21 protein-coding genes and 1 pseudogene are annotated in these 23567 nt (G+C 37.5%); 7 read left to right on the top strand and 15 right to left on the bottom strand.

Going from position 1 to position 23567, the window contains the following annotated elements:
• The first annotated feature begins 17 nt into the window (after nt 1-17).
• Both LS68_RS04835 and LS68_RS04830 read left to right on the top strand, forming a co-directional pair.
• Nucleotides 18-752: a hypothetical protein gene (locus LS68_RS04835; protein WP_034373012.1), complete on the top strand. Its 735-nt coding sequence runs from the start codon at nt 18-20 to the stop codon at nt 750-752.
• 205 nt (nt 753-957) lie between these two features.
• Nucleotides 958-1950 (top strand): DUF475 domain-containing protein, encoded by a 993-nt coding sequence (locus LS68_RS04830; RefSeq protein WP_034373015.1) that lies wholly within the window; start codon nt 958-960, stop codon nt 1948-1950.
• Nucleotides 1951-2091: 141 nt separating this feature from the next.
• On the opposite strand, the gene ilvC is transcribed toward LS68_RS04830, so the two are convergent.
• The gene (ilvC, locus tag LS68_RS04825; RefSeq protein ID WP_034373018.1) at nt 2092-3117 is read right to left on the bottom strand and encodes a ketol-acid reductoisomerase; all 1026 of its coding nucleotides are present in this window, start codon (nt 3115-3117) and stop codon (nt 2092-2094) included.
• A gap of 117 nt (nt 3118-3234) precedes the next feature.
• Here ilvC and LS68_RS04820 point away from each other — a divergent pair, with 117 nt between their 5' ends.
• Together LS68_RS04820 and LS68_RS04815 are read left to right on the top strand one after the other, a co-directional pair.
• The gene (locus LS68_RS04820; protein ID WP_052100490.1) at nt 3235-5937 is read left to right on the top strand and encodes a phosphoenolpyruvate carboxylase; all 2703 of its coding nucleotides are present in this window, start codon (nt 3235-3237) and stop codon (nt 5935-5937) included.
• 166 nt (nt 5938-6103) lie between these two features.
• Nucleotides 6104-6565, top strand: a complete 462-nt coding sequence (locus tag LS68_RS04815) for a copper chaperone PCu(A)C (protein WP_052100491.1) — start codon at nt 6104-6106, stop codon at nt 6563-6565.
• Nucleotides 6566-6573: 8 nt separating this feature from the next.
• Here LS68_RS04815 and ung read toward each other — a convergent pair whose 3' ends face one another.
• The 10 genes from ung to dnaG form a co-directional block, all read right to left on the bottom strand.
• Nucleotides 6574-7293 carry a uracil-DNA glycosylase gene (gene ung, locus LS68_RS04810; protein WP_034373021.1) on the bottom strand — a complete coding sequence of 240 codons (720 nt, stop codon included), beginning with the start codon at nt 7291-7293 and terminating at the stop codon, nt 6574-6576.
• A gap of 1 nt (nt 7294) precedes the next feature.
• Complete coding sequence (gene gatC / locus LS68_RS04805) at nt 7295-7573, bottom strand: Asp-tRNA(Asn)/Glu-tRNA(Gln) amidotransferase subunit GatC (RefSeq protein ID WP_034373024.1); 279 nt, start codon at nt 7571-7573, stop codon at nt 7295-7297.
• 64 nt (nt 7574-7637) lie between these two features.
• Nucleotides 7638-8450 carry a shikimate dehydrogenase gene (locus LS68_RS04800; RefSeq protein WP_034373027.1) on the bottom strand — a complete coding sequence of 271 codons (813 nt, stop codon included), beginning with the start codon at nt 8448-8450 and terminating at the stop codon, nt 7638-7640.
• A gap of 2 nt (nt 8451-8452) precedes the next feature.
• The gene (locus LS68_RS04795; protein ID WP_034373030.1) at nt 8453-9274 is read right to left on the bottom strand and encodes an SH3 domain-containing protein; all 822 of its coding nucleotides are present in this window, start codon (nt 9272-9274) and stop codon (nt 8453-8455) included.
• 21 nt (nt 9275-9295) lie between these two features.
• Entirely contained in the window at nt 9296-10309 is a 1014-nt protein-coding gene (gene purM / locus LS68_RS04790; RefSeq protein WP_034373033.1) for a phosphoribosylformylglycinamidine cyclo-ligase, read from the bottom strand.
• A gap of 114 nt (nt 10310-10423) precedes the next feature.
• Nucleotides 10424-11629, bottom strand: coding sequence for an NAD(P)/FAD-dependent oxidoreductase (locus LS68_RS04785; RefSeq protein WP_034373036.1), 1206 nt, complete (start codon nt 11627-11629; stop codon nt 10424-10426).
• Nucleotides 11630-11818: 189 nt separating this feature from the next.
• Complete coding sequence (cutA, locus tag LS68_RS04780) at nt 11819-12121, bottom strand: divalent-cation tolerance protein CutA (RefSeq protein ID WP_034373037.1); 303 nt, start codon at nt 12119-12121, stop codon at nt 11819-11821.
• 52 nt (nt 12122-12173) lie between these two features.
• Nucleotides 12174-12485 (bottom strand): hypothetical protein, encoded by a 312-nt coding sequence (locus tag LS68_RS04775; RefSeq protein ID WP_034373039.1) that lies wholly within the window; start codon nt 12483-12485, stop codon nt 12174-12176.
• A 117-nt stretch (nt 12486-12602) separates the two neighbouring features.
• Nucleotides 12603-13649 carry a 7-cyano-7-deazaguanine synthase gene (locus LS68_RS04770; protein WP_081950967.1) on the bottom strand — a complete coding sequence of 349 codons (1047 nt, stop codon included), beginning with the start codon at nt 13647-13649 and terminating at the stop codon, nt 12603-12605.
• A complete protein-coding gene (gene dnaG / locus LS68_RS04765) occupies nt 13627-15285 on the bottom strand; it encodes a DNA primase (RefSeq protein ID WP_034373041.1) in 1659 nt (552 codons plus the stop codon). Before dnaG ends, LS68_RS04770 begins: the two co-directional genes overlap by 23 nt.
• Nucleotides 15286-15548: 263 nt before the next feature.
• On the opposite strand from dnaG, the pseudogene groES reads away from it, so the two are divergent.
• Together groES and groL are read left to right on the top strand one after the other, a co-directional pair.
• A pseudogene (gene groES / locus LS68_RS04760) lies at nt 15549-15812 on the top strand (co-chaperone GroES); the annotation flags it as partial.
• 41 nt (nt 15813-15853) lie between these two features.
• A complete protein-coding gene (gene groL / locus LS68_RS04755; protein ID WP_034373046.1) occupies nt 15854-17491 on the top strand; it encodes a chaperonin GroEL in 1638 nt (545 codons plus the stop codon).
• Between the two features lie 153 nt (nt 17492-17644).
• On the opposite strand, the gene LS68_RS04750 is transcribed toward groL, so the two are convergent.
• Nucleotides 17645-18397, bottom strand: a complete 753-nt coding sequence (locus LS68_RS04750; protein ID WP_052100492.1) for a DUF5131 family protein — start codon at nt 18395-18397, stop codon at nt 17645-17647.
• Between the two features lie 275 nt (nt 18398-18672).
• Here LS68_RS04750 and LS68_RS04745 point away from each other — a divergent pair, with 275 nt between their 5' ends.
• On the top strand, nt 18673-19143 hold the full coding sequence (locus LS68_RS04745; protein ID WP_052100493.1) for a hypothetical protein: 471 nt from the start codon (nt 18673-18675) through the stop codon (nt 19141-19143).
• A 17-nt stretch (nt 19144-19160) separates the two neighbouring features.
• Here the strand turns inward: LS68_RS04745 and LS68_RS09670 are convergent, their stop codons facing one another.
• The 3 genes from LS68_RS09670 to LS68_RS04735 form a co-directional block, all read right to left on the bottom strand.
• A complete protein-coding gene (locus LS68_RS09670) occupies nt 19161-19304 on the bottom strand; it encodes a hypothetical protein (protein WP_199741483.1) in 144 nt (47 codons plus the stop codon).
• A 9-nt stretch (nt 19305-19313) separates the two neighbouring features.
• The gene (ileS, locus tag LS68_RS04740) at nt 19314-22091 is read right to left on the bottom strand and encodes an isoleucine--tRNA ligase (RefSeq protein WP_034373052.1); all 2778 of its coding nucleotides are present in this window, start codon (nt 22089-22091) and stop codon (nt 19314-19316) included.
• A gap of 210 nt (nt 22092-22301) precedes the next feature.
• Nucleotides 22302-23492, bottom strand: coding sequence for a capsular biosynthesis protein (locus LS68_RS04735; RefSeq protein WP_034373056.1), 1191 nt, complete (start codon nt 23490-23492; stop codon nt 22302-22304).
• Nucleotides 23493-23567 lie beyond the last annotated feature (75 nt).

The following is a 23567-nucleotide window of genomic DNA, read 5'->3' as shown; positions in this document are numbered from 1 at the left end:
AAAATGTGAGGTATAAAATGAGAATATTTTACAAAACCTTTTTGGGACTTATTTGCTTATTTAGCACAGCTTATGCTGATGATATAAATCTTTTTCGTATCGGGATCGGTGGGCTTTATGGTAGTTATACAAGTGATGCTGGTGGGAATGATTTCAAAAATATAGGTGGATATGTCAATATAACGGGGCGAAGTTTTATTAACACAACGCGCAATCTTATCACAGAAGGCGGGGGAGATATTGCTTTTGGCAAAAATTCAAACCAAATAGATTCTGGAGCTCTGTATATGTATGAAGGATTTTTCAATGTCGGCTACAATCTTGCCACGCAAAACTATCCGCTTTATCTTAAGCTTGAATACGCGTATGGAACTCTTGCAGAGGAAATCCAAGATAACGCTACTGCTTTGCGGACAAGTTTGCACCAAATAGGCGGAGTGCTGCATGGCTTTATCCACACACAAGGTAAAACGACCTATGAATATGCACTAGGATATTATTATGTGTTTTATGGCTATCATTATTTTTACCCTAATAATCAAGATTCAGGCATTCGTTCTAGGATCAATGACTACACTTATGCACTAAAGGCTCATATAGGCTTTACTTACAATTTTACCGAGAGATTTGGTGTATTTATGAATCTCAAAGCAAGATATTATGATATTGCAAAATCTCATCGTAATACGACTTTTGACTACCCAAAAGCGCAAAATCTTGTAGGAATGCTAGAGCTTGGTCTGCAGTTTTAATCTTTCTAAGCGGGGCTCTGCCCTGCAACTCAATACACCTTAGGCATAGCCGGGATTTATTCCAATCAATCCAAAGATTTAAGCTCTCAAGATTTTAGGGATTTAAAATTGACACAAACCGCAAAAAGAGCATCATTTAATCTTTGATGCCTTTATTTTTCTATAATACTTTGTTTTATTGATAAAGCCACGGCAAGGAATAGTAATGAAATATTTTTTTAGCTCATTTGTTATTGCTCTCATTGGCTTATGTCTTGCTTTTTATGTGGGGAATTGGGCTGGTGTGTTTATTTGCGCACTGCTTTCTATTCTTGAAGTTAGCCTCTCTTTTGATAATGCTGTAGTAAATGCTAAAGTCCTCCATACGATGAGTGAAAAATGGCGCAAACGATTTATTTATTGGGGGATTCCTGTCGCTGTGTTTGGTATGCGCTTTTTCTTCCCCGTGCTTATTGTTGCCATAGCTGCGAGAATGGGAATCTTTGAAACCTTACATATTGCGATGTATGACCCACAATCTTATCATAAAGCCTTAGAACAGAGTCGTTTTGAGATTTATGCCTTTGGTGGTGCGTTTTTGCTCATGGTATTTTTGCAGTTTTTTTTAGATTCTAAACGCGAAGAGCAATGGCTCAAATGGCTAGAGGCAAATCGTTTCACCCAAAGCCTCACTCGCATTCCTTATAGTGCGGTTTTGATTGCGTGTGTAGTCGGTATCGTGCTTTTATTACTCACGAAAAATTATTTGATTGGAGCGGCATATTTTTCGGCTTTAGTGCTGTATCTCTTGATACACTCCTTTGATGCTTTTTTTGGCACTGAAAGTGCGCGCAATGGGCTTGTAGGATTTTTATATTTAGAAATTCTGGACGCAAGTTTTAGCTTTGATGGTGTCATTGGCGCATTTGCCTTGAGTGATAATATTTTCATCATTATGATAGGCTTAGGCGTGGGAGCAATGTTTGTGCGAAGTCTGACGCTGTATTTGGTCGAAAAAGAAACCTTGCAAGAATACATCTACTTGGAGCATGGCGCACATTATGCGATTGGCACACTTGCGCTGATTATGTTTTTAAAAATCTTCATTGAAGTGAGCGAAATAATCACAGGGCTTATTGGCGTAGGATTTATTACTCTTGCATTCGTATGCTCTACTATCGTCAAATCACGCAAATCCCAACAACAAAATAATCCTTAAATTCGACATTTAGGATTCTCAATGAATTGAAATCGTGGCTTAAAGATTAAAAGTAAAGTAGCATTTTATAACGAAAATCAAACAGATTGCCCCCTTAAATCAATAAAAGAGGGCTTAGGAAGGGAAAAAATATTAAAAGGCTTAATTTTTATCCTTATCGACTAATTTGCCCTTACCAATCCATGGCATCATCGCGCGCAATTGTTGTCCGACTTTTTCAATTGGGTGTTGAGCGAGATTCTTTCGTTCAGCATTCATTCGTGCATATCCTGCTTTGCGCTCCAAAATAAAATCTTTTGCGAATCGCCCTTCTTGAATGTCTTTCAAAATCGCTTTCATCGCTTTTTTAGATTCTGCATTGATCACGCGCGGACCGCTTATCATATCACCATATTCTGCCGTATTTGAAATAGAATAGCGCATATCTGCCAAACCACCTTGATAAATCAAATCCACGATCAACTTAAGCTCATGGAGACACTCAAAATACGCCATTTCTTCAGGATAACCTGCCTCTACAAGAGTTTCAAATCCTGCTTTTACAAGGCTACTGACACCTCCGCAAAGCACTGCTTGCTCACCAAATAAATCCGTCTCTGTTTCATCTTTGAAAGTCGTTTCAATAATACCACTTCTTCCACCACCAATCGCGCTTGCATAGCTTAATGCAATCGCTTTTGCATCGCCTTTGCTTGTATCTTGCTCAACCGCAATAAGGTCTGGAATCCCTCCTCCATTGACAAATTCACTTCTCACGGTGTGTCCGGGTGCTTTAGGAGCAACCATAATCACGCCCACACCTTTAGGAGCTCGGATTTGCCCAAAATGAATATTGAATCCATGTCCAAAAGCAATGATTTTATCTTCGCTCAAGTTTGGTTCAATATCGCGTTTAAACACATCAGCTTGCAATTCATCGGGGATAAGGATCATCACCACATCTGCCCATTTAGTCGCTTCTCCTACTTCTAACACAGCAAAACCTTTTGCCTCCGCCTTTGCCCAGCTTTTACCGCCTTTATAAAGCCCGATTTTTACCTCCACACCAGAATCTCTTAGATTCTCTGCGTGTGCATGTCCTTGACTACCAAAGCCAATAATCGCTACTTTTTTCTTTTGAATAAGCCCTAAATCACAATCTTTATCGTAATACACTCGTAATGCCATATCATTTCTCCTTAGAAATCATTGTGCGACATTTATCGCTCAAGTTTTATTGAAACAAGGATTATAGTTAAAACAAACTTAGGTTATAATTTATCAAATCACAACTAAAGGATAATGATGCAAAAATCCTCCAAAAAATCAACACTTTTAAGCCCTCAAGAATTTCGATTTGTGTCGGAGATTCTCACTGAAATGCTTGAGAGAACTGATAAAAAAGTCAAGTCTTATTTTGTAATGCTTCAAAAATGCCTTGAGCATAATCCGTCATCACAAAAATCCACACTCACCCTGCAACAAACCCTTACAGATACACTTTCGCTTATTGCTAAAGAAGACAAGATTCTACCCATCATCAAAGCATTCACTCTTTACCATATGCTTTTAAATATTATCGAAGAGATTAATCTTAGCGAAACTTACACGCTCAACCATCTCTCCAAAACTATTCAAGGGCTACTCCAAGAAGGATATGATAAAAATGACATTATCGAAGTGCTTAAAGATTTGACATTTTATCCCGTTTTTACCGCACACCCGACAGAATCTCGCCGCCGCACATTCCTTGAAGCGCATCACCAAATGAGCCAAGACATCAAATCAATCTTTGCCTATCAAAGCAAACAAGCCCGCGAACATTTATTTTATCGGCTGAATCTCTTGTGGAATACGCATTTAGTGCGCAGTGAGAAAATGGAGATTCTCTTTGAGCTAGACAATCTCCTTTATATCATCGAAAGCTCAATACTTGATGCCTCCACAAAAGTGCTCGGCGATGTGAGAGAAGTATTAGGGCAAGAGCTGGAAGCTTCGCCTATTGTCTTAGGGAGCTGGATTGGGGGCGACAGAGATGGGAATCCTTTCGTGAGCAATGAAGTAATGACAAAAGTAATGAAAACTTCTCAAAGAGCGATTGTCAATGTGTATTTAGAATCCGTCAATAAGCTTATACGCGAGCTTTCAATGTCAATTGACTTTATCCAACCAAGCAAACGATTTCTCCAATCTCTCGAATCTGAAAAACATGAGCTCTCAAGCAGTGAATTACGACTTTTCGAGAGAGAACCTTTCCGTGCCAAACTCTACCTCATCAAGAAAAAACTTGAAAATCGCTTGATTCTTATCAATGTGCCTGATAGCGTGAATTTTACCTACAAAAGTATCCAAGAGTTTTTAGATGATATTGATATGATGATAGAATCCCTTGATTCGCTGTCTGCAAGTCGTCTCATTGAGCTACGACACTTAGCACTTTTAGGAGGCTTTCATCTTTTACGAATGGATTTTCGCGAACATCGTGATGTGATTGTTAAAACAATCTGTGAGATTTTTTGCCTTATGGGGCTATGCGATAGCGATTTCAAAGACCTAAACGAACATCAAAAAATCGAGATTCTTAACCGAGCATTAAGCCATAAAAGAATCAATCTTCATACGATTATTGATCAACTCTCGCCAGATTCTGCGCGGCTCGTGGAAGCGTTTTTAAAAATCCAATGGTCAAAAAATCGTCTTTGTGAAGAAGTCTTGCAAAGCTTTATCGTCTCAATGAGCACACAAGCAAGTGATTTGCTCTGTGTGCTATGGCTTGCCAAACAAAGTGAACTGTGGAAAACCTCTAAAGAATCTAAAAGCAAAAAACCAAAAGCAAGAATCTCTATCACACCACTTTTTGAAACGATTGATGATTTACAAAAAGCTCCTAGAATCATTCGGACACTTTTTGACAATCCTCATTACAAACAATACCTCATTGACCACCAAATGCAACAAGAAATCATGATAGGTTATTCAGATTCAAGCAAAGATGGCGGTATCTTTGCAAGTAATTACAATCTTTACAAGGCAATTGAGAATCTTGCCAAACTTCAATCGCAACTCAAAATTCGTATCAATTTTTTCCATGGTCGAGGGGGAAGCGTCTCTCGCGGTGGAGGAAGTCTTGAAGCAGCATTATTGTCTTCAGCACCTCAAAGCATAGGCGGTGTGCTTAAAACAACTGAACAAGGTGAAATGATTAGTGCAAAATACTTGCAACAAAAAAGTGCTACAAAAAATCTCTCTAGCACTATCAGCGCGTTGCTCAAAAAAGAAGTCTATGACAGATTCTGTGTGGGTGAATCTTGCCACATTGATACTCACACAATCAATCTGCTTGAGCCTGTATCAGCAAAATCCTGCGAACATTATCGAGAGCTTGTTTATGGATATAATGGTTTTATGGAATATTTCAAAAATGCTACACCAATTGAGTTTATTCAGAATCTCAACTTAGGATCTCGCCCTAGCAAACGCAAAGACACCCAAAAAGTCGAGGACTTACGCGCTATTCCATGGGTCTTTGCATGGACACAGAATCGAGCAATTATCCCCGCATGGTATGGTTTAGGAAGCGGTTTGGCATCGGGTGATAAATCCGCGCTCAAAGCCTGCTATGAAGAGAATCTGTTTTTTAAAACCACGATTGATAACATCTCTCAAGCCTTTATGAAAGTGGATTTAGACATTGCTAAACTTTATAATGAATTTGTCAAAAATAAAAATATCCAAAAAAATGTGTGGGAGAGTATTTATAGCCAATACCAACTCACAATGGAATATCTTTTATTTTTGCGTGGAGAAAATGTATTGCTTGATAGAGAATCAAACATTCGAGAATCCATTCTTCTAAGACGCCCTTATTTAAGCGTGCTTAATCTCACACAAATTGAACTCATCAAAAAATATCATTCTTGTAATTACCCCAAACAGCGTCAAAGGCTAATGGAGCAGATTCACGCGACAATCGTAGGGATTGCACAAGGGATTCGCAACACAGGCTAAATCGTATGGAATGCTTTGATTCTCCTTATCCTCTCATCTTGGGGGGTGATAATTTTCTCCCATTTCTCTTAAACTTAACAGAATCTTCGTATAAATTTTGTCTGTTGGAAATAATATGTGATTAGAATGTTATAATCTTTCATCTTTTTAAATTACGGAGGTCAAAATGAAACTAAAAATGAGCTTAATCAGTCTAGTATGTGGTATCGGTATGCTTTTTGCCGCAGAATCTAAAAATATCGAAATCACGCAACCCTACACCTACACTACACGCGCGGATTCAAATATGGTTGGTGTATTTATGCACATAAAAAATCTCTCTTCAAAGCCTATTCGCTTGCTTTCTGGCGAGAGTGAAAGAAGTAAAACTTTTGAGATTCACAAAGTCGAGGGTGAGGGCAAAGACAAGAAAATGATTGCAATTAAAGAGCTTGAAATCAAACCTAAAGAATCACTTGAGCTTAAACCCGGTGGTTTGCATTTAATGCTAATTGATCTCAAATCTCCTCTCAAAAAGGGCGAAAAGGTTGATGTTACTTTGCACTTTGACAATAAAGAAAAAATCACGCTTGAAGTGCCTGTGCAAGAGAGAAAACAAGATTCTTCACGCGGCGCACACAAACGCTAAACTTGGGATTAAAGCTGATCCCAAAGAATCTGTTCTTGATGAATGGATCGGAGATAGTCATTTGCTTGGACAAAAACATCGCTCCCGATAAAGCCTCTTGAAAGTGGGCTTGGGTGCGGAGCACAAATCACTTTATGCTTACTTTGATCAATTAAATCTGCTTTTTTCTTCGCATAATTCCCCCATAGCATAAAAACAAGATGTGTCTTGTGGTCAGAGAGAGTTTGTATCACACCATCAGTAAATTGTTCCCAACCAAAATGTTTATGTGAAGTCGGTTGATTAGCTTGCACACTAAGAATTGCGTTGAGTAAAAGCACACCTTGCTTCGCCCAACCGCTCAAATCCCCATGATTTGGCATACACAGATTCAGACTCCGTGAGAGCTCCTTGTAGATATTCTGTAAAGAAGGTGGGATAGGCATACCTCTAGGGACGCTAAAACTCAATCCCATTGCTTGGGGTGTCAATACACCATCAATAGGGTAAGCATTATGATAAGGATCTTGCCCTAAAATAACGACTTTAAGACGATCTAAGGGTGTGAGATAAAAAGCATTAAAAAGATGTTTCGCTTGTGGATAAATGACTTCGTGTCTGTGAATCGCGTCCATATAATGTGATTTAATATCTGCAAAATAAGGACTTAAAAGCTCATCTTTGAGGAGAGTTTTCCAGTCATCAGGCATCTTGACTTTGTCAAGATCAATACGAGTCGATTCTGACATATCACTCAATTATTTTTGGCACGATAAAAAACCCATCTTGTGCATTGGGAGCGGAAGCAAGCACATCTTTAGCGACACAAGCATCTTTGGGAGAATCTTCGCGCATAGGTGTTTTGAGCTCTTCATCAAAACAATGACTGGGAATATCAAGTTGAGAAATATTTTCGACAAACCCAAGTATCTCGGTAAGCTCTCCTTGTATTTTTTGACGCTTATCCTCATTAATATGTATCATAGCAAGCTTTTCAAGGCGTGAAAGCAAAGTATCATCAATAATCACAATAATCCTTTTATCCTAAATAAGCACGATTTTAATACAAAATGACTATATTTTTGCTTAGATTCTATAAGACTTCGCGCATTAAAGCGATAATTTGCTGCGTATCCAACACTTTCTCATCAAGAAAACAAAATTTTTCAAAAGCAAGGGCAGCTTGATAAATCAACATATCCTTACCATCGCTGCAAGAGAGGTCAAATGATTTAGCAAGAGTAAGAAAAGGTGTTTCCTTACCATAAATCAAATCAAAGGCATACTTAGCGTTGGTAAAAACATCACGAAGCTTAGATTCTGCAAGAGGCAATTCGTGATGGTTTAACCCTGCACTTGTTGTATTAATCACAATATCATAAGATTGAATAGGTTTAAATTCACTAGAAAGATAGGTCTCAAATCCCTTTTGCTCAAAAAATACCAACTTGTCCGATGAACGATTAAGAATCGTTGTGGCAATCTGATGATGCGCCAAAATCATTGCTACAGCCTTAGCAGAACCACCTGCCCCTATAATAAGGGCAGTTTTTACCCCATAAGGCTTAATACACTCATAGAATCCTTGTGCATCAGTATTATAACCGATAATACGATTCTCCCTATCCAATACCCAAGTATTACACGCACCGATATGAGTAGCGATCCCTCTCACCTCATCGCATTGTTTGTAAGCCTCCTCCTTAAGAGGAATTGTAATATTTGCCCCACTCAATCCCAAATCACAAAAAACCTCTCGCAAACGCGAAGGATTTTCCAACAAAATACGACTATAATACCCACTGAAATGAATTTGATTCTGCAAAATATGAAAAGCATCATTATGCAATAATGGCGACTTAGAATGCGCAATGGGTGAGCCGAAAACACCAAAAAAACGAAGCATAATCACGGCTCCTTCGCAAGAAAGCTTAATGCTGTATAGCCATATTGCTTATTAGGAAGCTGAATCTTTGCCCATTCACCATTGATTTCTAACACATCAACACGCATATTTTTTGTCAAATGACCGATAATAGGTGAAGTCCTATCCATATGCAAACGAACATTAAGTGTGTTGGGAATCACAATATACATTTCACCGCTAGTAGGATTTGGACGCAATTTAAGCAAACGAGTAGCGACATAGCCCTCTACACCAGCAGCATTTCTTACTTTGCTCCACTCCAAAGACTCTCCTATCACTTCTAGGCTCTCATCTGTATTTGCACGCGAAATAACCGGAGATTCTGAAGAAGGATTGCGGCGGATATTGATACGAGCTTTGGCATAACGATAAACTTTTGCTAATTCAGCTATTTGAGGCACTTGTGTTGGAGAAACAGGATTTTGCTCATTCCTTTCATCAATCTGTGGAAGATTTAATGATGCGAGATTGTTCGTTTCAGATTCTTGGTTTTCAGAATCTGTGGGAATCTCTAGAATATCGACAGGCATTTCTGTCGTATTTGTAGCAAGATTCTCTGTATTTGTTTCGTCTAATGGTATATCATTCAAATTTTCTTCTAACAAATCTATTGATAAAGGTGTAGATAATGCTAATTCTCCATTAGTGATATCATCTATGTTTTGTATATTGGCACGGTGATATTGAGTAATTCTTAGGCTTTTTTGGTCAATCCATACCACGATCAATGTATAAATTGCTATACCGCTTAAGACGACAAAAAACGGAAGCAGGTATAGCTTAAAAAAAAATTTTATGCTCATAAGGAAGCCTTGTGAAAAATTTTAGGTTAATTTAATACCCTCTGTAGAACACACCTCCCCTACGATATAACCATTCGTTTGTTGGAGAATACAGTCTGCTCTGTTTTTATCTACAGCAAGAATCATACCAACTCCCATATTAAAAGTGCGATAAAGTTCAGCTTCATCAACATATTGAGCAATTAATTGAAAGATAGCGGGTGTTTGCAAAGATTTTTTAAAAATATTTGCTCCAAGCTGTGGAGGGAGGATTCTCGGAAGATTTTCAATAATACCTCCTCCGGTAATATGAGCCAATCCATGAAGGCTAGGACGCAGGTTTTCATCGCCAAAAAGTGATCGGAAAATAGGCACATAAATACGCGTAGGTGTAAGAAGTATATCAATCAAGGGTTTGCCTTCAAACACATCATCGTATTTCATTTTCAATTTTTCAAAAAGCACTTTGCGAACCAATGAATATCCATTACTATGGAATCCACTACTAGGCAAAGCTATTAGGACATCATCGGGACAAACCTTACAGCTTTGTATATCCTCTCGTTCAGCAATCCCTACTGCAAACCCTGCTAAATCAAAATCACTTTTATGATACATTCCGGGCATTTCTGCAGTCTCCCCGCCAATCAATGCACATTGCGCTTCTTTGCAACCTTTAGCGATACCGCTGATAACAGAAAGTGCGTCATCTTTATGAAGCTTACCCGTAGCATAATAATCCAAAAAAAATAAAGGCAAAGCAAAATTGCAAATCAAATCATTCACACACATTGCTACCAAATCAATACCGACACTATCAAGCCTGTGTGCATCAATAGCAAGCCTTAATTTTGTGCCTACGCCATCAGTTGCGCCTAATATGACAGGATTCTTATAACCTTGTGGCAAGGCATAAGCTCCAGCAAATGATCCTATCCCCCCTATCACATTTTCATCAAAAGTCGTCTTTACAATGGGTTTAATACCCTCGACAAGAGCATTTCCCTCATCAATATCCACACCTGAATCTTTATAACTTATATGTGTGTTATCCATTAAATATTCCTTAATATAGGGCTTTCAATGCACTTATCCATGCAAATGTGCAAATGTTAGGCTTTATAACATATAAATATTGAAAAACCCATTATCTTGGAAATATTTGTAAAATTAATTGCTTGTGCGATAACGAAATTGCCCATTTTTGAAAACAAGCTTCGCTCCGCCGATACCATAAAGCCACTTATTTTCAATAAAGTTTTTAAGAAACGCTGCAAATTCACCATTGATACTTTGCTTATAGATAATACCTACTCCATCAGTGTGTCCTATCGAACAAACCGTGCCTCGATGAACAAATTTAAAAGGCTCTTTTTGCTCCTTACCATCAAGAATCTTCAAAAGACTTTTCCCCACATAATCCCCCATTTGCGCAGAAAGTTGTGCTGTGGGAGCATGAATAGCATCACGAGAGGTACAAAGAGCGCAATCGCCAACAACATAGATATTCTCGTATTGGGGCGAACGCAAATACGCATCGACCTTGACACGACCTTTTGTATTCTCCAAAGGAGACTTTTCGACAATATCACTACCACGAACGCCTGCACTCCATAAAATCGTATTGCCTTTGATTTCTTTTAATTCACCATCTTTGCGTATCACTACACCATCGGTTTTGACTTCTTGCACATCACCTCCACATATCACCTCTACGCCAAAAGATTCAAGCTTTTTTTGAGCAATTGCGCTTGACTTTTTGCTAAACATTGGCAAGATTCTATCCGAACGACCTATGCAAGTGATTTTAGGAATATCTCGAGGAATTCCACCAATAAGACACAATTCATCAAGTCGTGAGCCAAGCTCCGCTGCAAACTCAATCCCTGTGAATCCTGTCCCGCAAACAATAATGCTTAAGTCTTGTTGATTCTTTGTGTGGCAATATTCTTTAAATTTATATTCGATGGCTTTATCAAGCTTCAAAGCAGCATTTAACGAAGAAAGTTTATGTGCATGCTCTTCTACACCTTTGATACCGAACCCTTCGGGCTTAAATCCTAATCCAATCACAAGATAATCATATTCATACACGCCACCATTACCAATGACCTGTTTTGAATCGGGTTTTATTTCGATAATCTTATCCTTAATAAACTGAACCTTTGTCAAATCTAAGATTTTACGAAAGTAGATTCTGGATTTCCTTGCACTTAATGTGCCGATAGCAACTTTATGTAAAAGTGTGGTTTGATAATGATAGTCGTGCTTGCTGATTAATGTAACTTCTGCTTGTTGATGCAAATGCTGTTGCAAAGTCATCGCTGTGCGTAATCCCCCGTATCCTCCACCGATGATTAAGATTCTAGGCTTCATTTTTTACCTCAATCTAAAATATTTTTGTGCAATTTTACCAATGTTTTCATGAAAATAAATCGATTTTTGGCAAGTAAAGTAAAAAAATAGTTTAATTTTGATATTTTTACTCAATTCGTTAATAAAAGAATATTTTACTTTAGGTTTAAAAGACAATACTCTCAAAAACAACAAAATTCAAGAATAACGCTAAATAAGATTCTCATTAAGCCATTGTTGATATGCTTTGCTTGCTTTCGCTTTGAGAAAAATCATTTGAGGCAATTCATAACTATGATATTTTTTAAGAATCTTTTGGATATTTTTCTTGTGTTTTTTATGAGTCTTAAGTATTAAAAGGTATTCTTTTTCATGTGCAATCTGCTCATTCCAAGTGTAATAACTTCGTATTTTGGTAATTTGCGCACAAGCAACAAATCTATTTTCCAAAAGAATTTTAGCAAGATGTTTTGCTTCTTTTTTACTCGGTGTGGTGGTGTGCAGAACAATCATTTTCTTCACTTTAGAGAATCTAAGCTTTCAAACAGAATCTGATTTGAAAGCTTTAAGCGCGTATGTCAAGCAAATGTGTTGAAGAAAATACTTCTTCTGGAGCAGATTCTTCACTAGGACTTTCTGACTGGGCATTTTGTTCTTGCTCAAATGATTGCTGTTTGTCTCGTTTATCATCAGGGTCAATAGCTTCAATTTGTGGAGCAGGAGAAACTTCTTGCACAGCCTTAAGGCGATCAACAAATTCTTGCATATTAGCATTCAACATAAAATCCACTTTTTGCATTTGGTTGGCTTGTTGTATTGAGCCTAATTGAGCATTTTGATTAAGGTAAGTGATATTACCAATTGTGCTAAGTGCCATTGTCTCCTCCTTTTCTTGAAGATTCTAAATACAATACATTTATAATATCGACACATTTATTATAAGCATAAGATTCTCTTAGAATCTTTACTTGAGAAACAGCACTTTCTGTGCCTCTTAATGAAAAAGAAGATATGTTTGAGCTTTTTCACGCTCTATAGGTGATAAATTATAAGTCTTAAGTCCAATTTGTACCTGATAGTTTTGTCCAATCTGTGTTTTACCATAGCTCAAAGCAATGCGCCCTGCGAGAATCTTATCGTCTAAAGATGCGTTTGTTTCAATAATACCCATTGGTCCTATACAATCAAGCAGGACAATTTGCTCCATTTGTGGATTGGGTTTGCTTAGCTTGATATTTTCCTCTTCATTACGAGAAATCACACATCTTGCACCATTTTCTAAAACCATATAGCGTCCGACTTTTACCATATCAATATCTTCAAAATTCATTGGGCGATGAGAAATCAAATCTTTAATTTTATCCGCCACAGAATCTTGTGTGAGCAAACACCCGCCTCCGGGTTTTTCATAATATTTAAATCCATAATCTTTAATCATCTCTAATTGTCTATGACGCCCTCTGCCACTAATATCAAGAAGCTTTTCACGCTCTACCCAACCCATTTTTTCGGGAAAACTTGGCTCTAGTAGTTTCGCACTCATAGGACGCAGGAGCAATTCATCAAGAGTGCGAGGTTTTGCAGAATCTACACCATCACGAGAAAGCAAAGAATCAAACTTTTTATTTTCCCCTATTCCACGCACAAGCTTTTTGACTTGATCCAAAGCTTCTTTCCGCTGACTTTTAGGACGTTGTCCTAACACTTCACCACTAATCACAAAATGCGCACCCACTTCAAGCAAATAAGAAAACGCATGGGCAAACATATTGGCATGGCAATCAATACAAGGATTAAAATACTTCCCATAGCCATACTTTGGCTTAAAAAGCACTTCGTCAAAAAACTGCTTTTGAATATCGATGATTTTAAGAGGGACATTGATTTGCGCGGTTGCATTCTGAAAATACTCTAATTTATCTTTGTTGCCTCCAAAACCTATATCAAAATGCAAAGCTATCACTTCTACACCTTGATCTTTAAGAAGTTTCATTGAAATGAGGCTATCGCAACCTCCACTAAAAAGCGCTAATGCTAACATAAGGCAATAATTCTCCTTTTTTGAGTTTTACAATACGTGTTTTTATCTGATTAATAATGTATCCTTTGCGTTGTATATCAATGTTATTAATATAGGGAATCTGTGTCAATAAATGACTATAAGTGTGCATAATCAACAAACGCAAATGTTCTTTAAGAGAGGGTAAGTCAGATAGGGTTTTAATATTTGTATTAAGTGCGAGAGCAAGTAGCTCTGGGGATTCATATTGTTGAGCAAGTAGAATCTCAAACTCATTCTTATAGTGAATAAAAAGTGAGCTGTCAATATACTCAACGACAAAATCAATCATATCATGTCGTTCGAACAAGGTTTTAATCAGAATTGCTTCGGATACATCTTGAGTGTGTTGATTAAACAACTCTTGTGGCGTGGGAGTAGAGTTATGTTTTGTCCCGATAAGATTCACTGGCAACATCAACAATCGTGCAAGAAAGGGTTTGTATTCCTCCTGCAAAATAGGACTCAAGCTATTAAGAAATTGGGTAGATTCAATAAGTGCTTTTTCTTTTTGCAATGGATTTTTTAAATCAAATTGCCGAGCAATATGCAAAAAAATAAATTCTATAAAAGGTATAGGGCGAGAAAATAGAGTTTCTAATTCAGTGATCTTTTTTTGAGCAACCATATCTGCTGGATCTGCGCCATTTTCAAAAATCACTACTCCACCCTCTATCCGATTTTCACTAAGAATCTTTGAAGCCTTAAAGGCAGCATTAATTCCTGCATTATCGCCATCATAGCTCAAAATCACTTCTGGCTCTCCTTTACGCAAAAGCGGTAGATGTTCTTTTGTCAAAGCTGTGCCAAGTGTCGCTACAGCATAATCAAATCCTGCCTGATGAAGCATAATCACATCAATATAACCCTCACAAACAATGATCTTTTTTTGCTTATAGATTCTCTCTTTAGCATGATAATACCCATAAAGAAGTTTTGATTTATTAAATATTTTGCTTTGCGGGGAATTGATATATTTTGCACTTGATTCTTTCATCGTTCTCCCGCCAAACCCTACTACCTTACCATTAGCAGCATAAATAGGAAAAATGATTCTATCGCTAAAACGTGCATATTCACGATTACCATCTTTACCAATCGCACCAAAATCAAGTGCTTCTTGTTTATTGAGATGACTAGCATTGATAAAATTCAATGTTTCAAAACTTGCTCCACAATACCCAACAGCAAATTTTTCAATGCTCGCATTGGAAATATGTCGTGAAGCAAGATAATCCAATGAAGGTTTGTGAGACAGAAGTTGCTTTTGATAAAAACGTGTAAGTTCATCAAGAACAATTGAATCTTCCTTTTTTGTGTAAGATTGTTCATATTCAAGGGTAAAACCTATCATAGAAGCAATTTTTTCGATACTTTCTACAAAATCCAATTGATCATATTTCTGCACAAATTTAATCGCATCGCCACCTTCACCACACCCATAACAATGGTAAAAACCTTTGACTGGGCTAACAACGAAACTGGGCGTTTTTTCATTATGAAAAGGACAGCAAGCCACATAATTGCTGCCTACTTTTTTTAAATCAATACTTGCTCCGATAATCTCAACAATGTCGAGATTCTGTTTAAGCGTTTCGATAGAATGCTTGCTGATCATTTTAAATTTCTTACTTCTATATAAAATATTCTTTATTGAAATTCTCAAAGGGTTTGAGATTCTATAAAAATAAAGCTTATAATCTTATTTTCTACAAACTTTATAGCTATACTTTTATATAAATTTAGTCTATAAGACTAATATTTATTTATTTCATAACTATAAAGTATTGACTCGTTTAATAAAATATTATAGAATTCTCGCACTTAAAAATTTTAAGTGCTAAATTTTTTGATTATTTTACACTGCAAAGGAGACCGAAGATGAAATTCAAACCCTTGGGAGAACGAGTTTTAGTCGAAAGAATTGAAGAAGACACCAAAACCAAATCAGGCATTATTATCCCTGACAATGCAAAAGAAAAGCCTTTAATGGGTATTGTAAAGGCACTTGGCGCAAAAGCTCAAGAAGGAAAATTTTTAAAAGAAGGCGACAAAGTCTTGTTTGGAAAATATAAAGGCACAGAGATAAAACTTGATTCTCAAGAATTTATCGTTTTAGAGCTAGAAGATATTCTAGGCGTAATTGAAAAATAACTCATTTTATACATCAATTTAAGGAGAAACCAATGGCAAGTAAAGAAATTAATTTTTCAGACACAGCAAGAAATAAGCTTTACGAAGGTATCAAACAACTTAGCGATGCTGTAAAGGTTACAATGGGACCAAAAGGGCGCAATGTTTTGATTCAAAAAAGCTATGGCGCACCTGCTATTACAAAAGATGGTGTTTCTGTAGCAAAAGAAATAGAACTTTCTGACCCTATCGCAAATATGGGTGCGCAGCTTGTAAAAGAAGTCGCTAGCAAAACTGCTGATGCAGCAGGAGATGGCACAACCACAGCAACGGTTTTAGCTTATAGCATCTATAAAGAAGGTTTGCGCAATATTACAGCAGGTGCAAATCCTATCGAAGTTAAACGCGGTATGGATAAAGCGAGCCAAGCTATCATTGAAGAGCTTAAAAAATCAAGTAAAAAAGTCGGTGGGAAGAGTGAAATCGCTCAAGTTGCTACTATTTCTGCTAATTCAGATGAAAATATCGGTGCGCTTATTGCTGAAGCAATGGAAAAAGTAGGAAAAGATGGTGTGATCACCGTTGAAGAAGCAAAAGGTATCAATGATGAGCTTAGCGTGGTAGAAGGTATGCAATTTGATCGTGGCTATCTCTCAGCATATTTTGTAACCAACACTGACAAAATGACCGCACAGCTTGAAAATGCTTATGTGCTTTTAACTGATAAAAAAATCTCTAATATGAAAGAAATTTTGCCTTTACTTGAAGCAACTATGCAAAGTGGCAAGCCTCTTCTTATCATTGCTGAAGATATTGAGGGTGAAGCTCTTACAACCCTAGTCGTTAATAAATTACGCGGCGTATTAAATGTTTCTGCAGTGAAAGCTCCGGGATTTGGCGATCGAAGAAAAGCAATGCTACAAGATATTGCAATCCTTACAGGCGGACAAGTCATTAGCGAAGAGCTTGGTAAAACTTTAGAAAATGCAACTCTTGCAGACTTAGGAAGTGCTTCTCGAATCGTGATTGATAAAGACAACACAACAATCGTTGATGGAAAAGGTAAGGCAAAAGATGTAAAAGACAGAATTGCACAAATCAAAACAGAGATTGAAAACACTACAAGTGATTATGACAAAGAAAAGCTCCAAGAGCGTTTAGCAAAACTTAGCGGCGGTGTGGCTGTGATTAAAGTAGGTGCAGCAAGCGAAGTTGAAATGAAAGAGAAAAAAGATCGCGTAGATGATGCACTTTCAGCGACAAAAGCGGCTGTCGATGAGGGTATTGTAATTGGTGGTGGTTCGGCACTTATCCATGCTGCAAAGAAAGTCAAGCTCAAACTTGAGGGCGATGAAGCAATTGGCTATGATATTATCAAACGCGCTATCAAAGCTCCATTAGCTCAAATTGCTGCTAATGCAGGGTATGATTCAGGTGTGGTAGTCAATGAAATTGAAAAGAATGCTAAAGAAGGTTTTGGCTTTAACGCTGCAACAGGCGAATATGTAGATATGTTTAAAGAAGGGATTATTGACCCGCTCAAAGTTACACGTGTCGCATTACAAAACGCAGTTTCAGTATCAAGCTTACTCTTAACAACTGAAGCGACCATCAATGAAATTAAAGAAGATAAACCAGCTCCAGCAATGCCTGATATGGGTGGAATGGGCGGTATGGGTGGAATGATGTAGTTCTCTCCACCTTTCTCACTCTCCTTGGGGAGTGAGAGTTCAATTTATATAAGCCTCCAAACCTCTTGCAATATTTATCAGAATATTCCTTTTTTTTAAAAGCCCACCCACTAACAAATCAAATAAATTTACTACTTTAATTCAAACAAAGATTCAAAGATCAATATTTGCCTTTTTCGCTTGGGCAGTTTGGAGTTTTTTGGGAATCTGATAAAGCCTACCTTCTTTTTGGAATCTTGCACCTGTTTGGTGAAAATGAAAGCTTATACCAGCTTTTTGTGCTTGATCTCGCAACGAAAGTATCCACTCATAACGACAAATTCTTGATTTATAGCCACTCTCTCCCCCCACAGAAACCAACTCAACGCCATTGAGATAAGATTCTATATGAATCTCTTCAAGCAATGGCGCACAAATAATCCAACGATGTTTGATAGGCAAAGAAAGCAGAAAGGGCAATCTTTCATCGGCGCGTTTTTGATTTTCTACACTGCAGCCAATAATGACATTGTCATACCCATTTCTCCAATCATTTGGTAAGACCTGTTCCAAACGATGAATGCGTTTTGTAAAAAACACAAAATGAAGATCTTTTCGAATCCGCATTATCTCCCATGCTTTATCTCGCCAAATATCCGCTTCTTTTAGCAAAAAATCGCTACTAAAACAAGTATAAACCATCGTCCCATACTTGATTCTATACTCTCCATTTTTTGTCCTTTTAAGGGGCAAATCAAAGCTTTTATTTAAAGAAACCCTATGTGTATCACGACCATAGACAGAATCCATACTAAAAATAAAGCAATTTGCACAGCCCTCTGAATACCTAAAGCAGCCATGCCACGGATTCCAGCTTTGTATAGCAGAATTATCAGATATTAAATCTGTAAAAAGTGTGCTTTCCATAAGGGTTATTTAAAAATCAAATACGCTTTAAATATCAAAAAAATAACAAGGCTCAAAAGCAAAACAATCTCTATCATTAATTCCTTCTCCAAATCATCAATATTTTGATTATAATAAAACTTTTTGCACAAAATCATAAATAATTCTTCAAAGAAATAAATATCCTTACTATTACCGATTCTAAGCCAATGATTGAACCTTAATCCAATATGACTTTTAAGAACATACTTGCATTGATTATGATAAAATACATTAGCCATATTGAGGAGGAGATTATGCGCTCTGTGTTTTGGACATTTCATATTTTAATCCTAGCCACATTGCTTCTTGCTTTCAATGCTTGCAGTAAAACTCCTGAAGAAAAAGCGATAGAAGGCTATTTGAAAGGATTGTTTGCAGGGGATTTGAATGAGTTTGTGAAATATTCAAGCTATGGATATGCACTTGATTCTATGGGACAACGCAATCTCGCCAATCTCTTTGTTACTGCTGAAACGGCACGAGCAAAGGAAAGTGGAGAATATCAAAAAGTAAAAATACTTGCCCTGACACACCTTCCTCACAATGAAGATTCTATGCCCACAGCAAATGCTCAAGTGCGCATTATTTTTGGCACACAGACTTTAGAAACAACACTTGAACTTGTATATGCAAATTTTGATCGTTGGCTTATCAACACAATGATTTCCCTAGAACCCCATATTTTAGAACAATTCCAAACTATGCGCGATCCTGTTGTTCATTAGATTCTAAGCCATAATCCTTAATTTTTAGGGCGAAAATATCGCAACACAGCAAAGCCTATTAGTGAAATAAAAAGCACCACCACAATACCGCTAAATGCTTCAAAATATCCAAAAGGCTGGGTAAAGTCAAATACTTTCTCTCCCATTATTTCAAATCCCATACAATTCCTTTATTTCAAAATACCTTGATTCTTTAGCACATTAGCACACCGTGAGCAAATATCACTTTCATCTGCAACAAACTGCCAACATCTTTCACATCGTTGTTTTTCTGCTCGATAAATCTCAAATCTTTCTCCATTTTCAAGCACAAAATCACCTAAAGATTCACTATTAGGGCGCTGATTTTTCACCTGTGAAACAATCAGCCATTGCGCAAGCATATCCATCTCACTCTCTTCTGCAGTATAGACAATCAACTCAAGGGAAGATTTGATCACTTTTTGCTTTTTAAGATGATCTAATATCTCGGTAAATTTTTCTCTAATAGCCAACAAATGCCCAAAGTCTTCTTTTACTTCAAGTGAAAAAACCTCTTCGCATCGGAATCTTCGAAGCTCAAAAATATCTCGCATATCTGCTTTAATGAGTTTTGACGCATAAGACATTGCCTCATCAGCAGTATAAGTAAGCACCGGCGCAATAAAGTGCAACAATCGCCTAGCGACAAGCACGATTGCACTTTGAATCGCTCGGCGAGAGACAGAATCTTTATCATCACAATACAAACTATCCTTGCACAAATCCAAATAAATTCCGCTTAGCTCATTTGTGATAAAATTCATCACAATTTGAAAAGCTTTAGCAAATTCATACTCATCAAAATACCGATACGCTTCCTCAAAGACCTCATCGCAACATTGCAGAATCCACCGATCAATCACGCCAAGCTCATTTTTTGCGACAAATTTCTCTAAATCTTGCGTATTTGCAAGCAAAAACCGAATCGTATTGCGGATTTTACGATACTGCTCACCAACTTGTCGGAGAATATCATCACTGATATTTTGATCACTTTGATAATGGCTTAATGCGACCCAAAGCCTTAGAATCTCGCTTCCTTGTGTTTTGATAATTTCGGCAGGAGCAATGACATTTCCCTTACTTTTGCTCATCTTTTCACCATTTTTGTCAAAAGTAAAACCATGAGTAAGAATTGTCTCATAGGGAGCTTTTTTTGCAACCGCGCAAGAAAGTAAAAGTGAGCTTTGAAACCAACCACGATGTTGATCACTTCCCTCTAAATACATACTTGCCGGGTGCGCTCCTGCATCGTAAATAGGATTATCTTCGCCCAATACTGCATTCCAAGTGCTCCCGCTATCAAACCATACATCAAGGATATGCTTGCTTTTTTCAAGTTGGGGAGCAAGATGCTGATGTGAAGATGGAAGAAGTGATTGAATATCCTTACTCCACCACACATCGCAACCCTCCTTTTCAAAAATATTTGCCAAATATTCCAAAACTTCCTCATCAAGCAGAATCTTCTGTGTGTTTTTATCGATAAAAAAAGCAATAGGCACGCCCCAATCTCTTTGCCTTGAGATACACCAATCGGGACGATTTTGCACCATTGAATAGATTCTATTCTTGCCATTATGAGGATAGAATCTCACCTTGTCAAGCTCTTCTAACGCAATCTCTTTAAGAGTTTTACCCTTATAAAAGGGTTCGTCCATCAAGATAAACCATTGTGTGGTGGCTCGATAAATCACAGGCTGGTGTGATCGCCAACAATGCGGATAGCTATGTGTGATTTTGCTGTGTTTAAGCAAGGCATTCCCAAGAAGCTCAAGAATCTTAGGTTGAGCATCAAAAATATTTCTACCTATGATTTCTCCAACAGATTCTTTTGGGATAAGCCCCATAGATTCAATAAGTGAGCTAAAACGACCCTCATCATCGACAGGCATAATCACTTCCAAATCATATTTCAGCCCGACATAATAATCATCTTCACCATGCCCGGGTGCAGTATGCACCGCACCTGTGCCATCATTCATACTGACATGCTCACCAAGCACGATTAGTGAATCTCTCCCATTAAGCGGATTAATCGCCTTTAATCGCTCCAAATCTTTAGGGTTGATTTCTTTACAAACCATTCCAATACCGAGATTCTCTACTAGCCTAGCATGCAAGGCTTTTGCTACAATGTAGCCATCGTCTGTCAAGATATATTTCTCATCAGGATTGACCGCAATCCCCACATTTGCAGGCAATGTCCAAGGCGTAGTCGTCCAAATGATGATTTTTCCCTCTTGAATCTGAAGCTTTTTTAAAGCCTCTGGACTTAGTGTAAAAGCAACAAAAATAGAATCTGATACCTTATCTTGATATTCGACTTCAGCATCTGCTAAAGCTGTCTGACAAGCCCAACTCCAATAAATAGGCTTACTCCTCTGTGCAAGCAAACCTTCTTTGGCTACTTGGCATAATGTGCGATAAATCTGCGCTTCAAAACTAAACTCCATTGTTTTGTAAGGATTCTCAAAATCCCCCACAACACCCAAAGCTTGAAATTCTTGCGACTGAATCTCGATAAATTTCCTTGCATGCTCACGACAAAGCTCACGGATTTTTTCTTTAGGCAAGTTATCTTTTTTTTCTTTACCTATTTTTTGCTCGACTTGTTGCTCAATAGGCAATCCATGACAATCCCAACCGGGCGTATAACGGATATTATCCCCTTTAAAAAAATGATATTTGACAATAATATCTTTAAGAATCTTGTTGAGCGCATGTCCGATATGCAAATGCCCATTCGCATAAGGAGGACCATCATGCAAATTAAACGATGTGTGAGAATCACGATTACGAGATTTAAGATCTTGATACAAATGCTGTGCTTGCCATCTTTGGTAAGTTTTGGGTTCATTTTGTGGGAGATTCCCTCTCATTGGGAAATCCGTCTCTGGCAAAATTAAAGTGTTTTTATAATCCATCATATCCCTTTAGCGCAAAAATTATGTCGCATTTTATCAAAAAATCGTTCAATTATTGATACTGCACATAAAAATCAAATCCCAAAATGCCATTTTACCTTGTTGCTTTTGATATGTTTTAAGAGATTCTGTTCATATCTTGAAACAATGAGACAATCAAAATACTATAACAGAATACATCATTTACAAGGAACAGGGATATAAAAAGATTTATTCTTGTAGCAAATCTTTTATCATTGTCAGAATCTTCTCTTCATTTTTTTCACGCTGAAGCTCTAAAGATGCCTTATGTGAGGATTCTTTCATTTTATCAATCTGTGAAACATCTAAAGATGCCAAAGCAAGGGCGAGTGATTTGATACTAAAATTTTCCGCCACAACTGCCATTTGATATTTTTCGACAAAAGGTATCAATGAAGGGATTGGGGGGAAACAAAGAGCTAGTCGTGATTGTATATATTCAAAAAACTTATTGGGCAAAGTAGCAAGGAGATTGTGATTGTGCGGAGGAATGTAAATTAAGCCTATATCATAAGCATTGCCCATTAGCACGATTTCTCTCAAACTCACAGGAGGCAAGATTCTCACTTGTTTGCCTTGCGCCATATAGCGTTTAATTTTAGATTCTATCTTGTCGCGATAGGCTTTCTCTCCGCCTGTGAAAATAAAATCAATACTAAAACGCGCATCAAGATACTTGCAAATCTCTATTAGCTCATCTATCCCGCGATTCTGATTGAGTGCGCCATGATAGAGAATCTTGATTTTGTTCCCATTTGTAGGTTTGGGCATAAGTGCATAGTAGGGAGGCAAGCTCATTAAAAGATGCACATTTAAGCCAAACTGACGCTTGTATAATTCGCAAAATGTCGGCGAGACGCTTACCATCATATCAGCACGGGAAGCAAAATCACGCACTAGCGATTCGTTAAAAGCCTTAAAGAGTAGTCTCCATCGCAAAGAACTTGTATTTTGCAAAGGATAAAATTCTCTTGCATCAAAAAAGACTTTTGTCAAATCCAAACGCCTACTTTCCTCAAGCCCTTTATACAAAACAGGTAACAACAATAAATCATGACAAATCACACAATCATAAAAATGCGACTTGAGATGCTCGACAATTTTCAAGCGATTGGTAATAAGACTAAGTCTCTGCCAACGTCTTAAAGCCACATTACCCCACAAACATAATTCTTGAAAAGTATTGCGTTTTTGGTAAGCAGGATAGCTAAAGGTTGGGATTCTCTGCTGGGGGGGGGGAAGCATTTGTGTGCCATCATCACTATCAATCCCCATACAGCTTACTGCATAGTGAGATTTCAGAATCTCTATCATTGCCATTGCGCGAGGACAAGTTGCGATATTTGCGGCAGCGAGAACTAATATGCTTTTAGAACTCATTTAATGCCCTTTTAAAGCTTTTTAATGTTAATTGGTAGTTTATAACCTTAGAAATCATTTGATTGATTTTAGAAC

Source organism: Helicobacter sp. MIT 05-5293, from assembly GCF_000765665.2.
In the GTDB taxonomy this organism is placed as follows: domain Bacteria; phylum Campylobacterota; class Campylobacteria; order Campylobacterales; family Helicobacteraceae; genus Helicobacter_C.
Note: the sequence above shows the minus strand (reverse complement) of the source record. Positions and strands in the feature narration are given on the sequence as shown.

Excerpts from the sequence above, each read along its gene's own strand:
- LS68_RS09670 (WP_199741483.1), bottom strand. The coding sequence starts at position 19,304 with ATGGGATTTGAAATAATGGGAGAGAAAGTATTTGACTTTACCCAGCCT.
- LS68_RS04735 (WP_034373056.1), bottom strand. The coding sequence starts at position 23,492 with ATGAGTTCTAAAAGCATATTAGTTCTCGCTGCCGCAAATATCGCAACT.
- groL (WP_034373046.1), top strand. The coding sequence starts at position 15,854 with ATGGCAAGTAAAGAAATTAATTTTTCAGACACAGCAAGAAATAAGCTT.
- dnaG (WP_034373041.1), bottom strand. The coding sequence starts at position 15,285 with ATGATCAGCAAGCATTCTATCGAAACGCTTAAACAGAATCTCGACATT.
- LS68_RS04785 (WP_034373036.1), bottom strand. The coding sequence starts at position 11,629 with ATGAAGCCTAGAATCTTAATCATCGGTGGAGGATACGGGGGATTACGC.
- ilvC (WP_034373018.1), bottom strand. The coding sequence starts at position 3,117 with ATGGCATTACGAGTGTATTACGATAAAGATTGTGATTTAGGGCTTATT.
- LS68_RS04770 (WP_081950967.1), bottom strand. The coding sequence starts at position 13,649 with ATGTTAGCATTAGCGCTTTTTAGTGGAGGTTGCGATAGCCTCATTTCA.
- LS68_RS04830 (WP_034373015.1), top strand. The coding sequence starts at position 958 with ATGAAATATTTTTTTAGCTCATTTGTTATTGCTCTCATTGGCTTATGT.
- LS68_RS04795 (WP_034373030.1), bottom strand. The coding sequence starts at position 9,274 with ATGAGCATAAAATTTTTTTTTAAGCTATACCTGCTTCCGTTTTTTGTC.
- ileS (WP_034373052.1), bottom strand. The coding sequence starts at position 22,091 with ATGGATTATAAAAACACTTTAATTTTGCCAGAGACGGATTTCCCAATG.
- LS68_RS04750 (WP_052100492.1), bottom strand. The coding sequence starts at position 18,397 with ATGGAAAGCACACTTTTTACAGATTTAATATCTGATAATTCTGCTATA.
- LS68_RS04820 (WP_052100490.1), top strand. The coding sequence starts at position 3,235 with ATGCAAAAATCCTCCAAAAAATCAACACTTTTAAGCCCTCAAGAATTT.
- LS68_RS04745 (WP_052100493.1), top strand. The coding sequence starts at position 18,673 with ATGCGCTCTGTGTTTTGGACATTTCATATTTTAATCCTAGCCACATTG.
- LS68_RS04835 (WP_034373012.1), top strand. The coding sequence starts at position 18 with ATGAGAATATTTTACAAAACCTTTTTGGGACTTATTTGCTTATTTAGC.
- LS68_RS04815 (WP_052100491.1), top strand. The coding sequence starts at position 6,104 with ATGAAACTAAAAATGAGCTTAATCAGTCTAGTATGTGGTATCGGTATG.
- cutA (WP_034373037.1), bottom strand. The coding sequence starts at position 12,121 with ATGATTGTTCTGCACACCACCACACCGAGTAAAAAAGAAGCAAAACAT.
- LS68_RS04775 (WP_034373039.1), bottom strand. The coding sequence starts at position 12,485 with ATGGCACTTAGCACAATTGGTAATATCACTTACCTTAATCAAAATGCT.
- ung (WP_034373021.1), bottom strand. The coding sequence starts at position 7,293 with ATGTCAGAATCGACTCGTATTGATCTTGACAAAGTCAAGATGCCTGAT.
- LS68_RS04800 (WP_034373027.1), bottom strand. The coding sequence starts at position 8,450 with ATGCTTCGTTTTTTTGGTGTTTTCGGCTCACCCATTGCGCATTCTAAG.
- purM (WP_034373033.1), bottom strand. The coding sequence starts at position 10,309 with ATGGATAACACACATATAAGTTATAAAGATTCAGGTGTGGATATTGAT.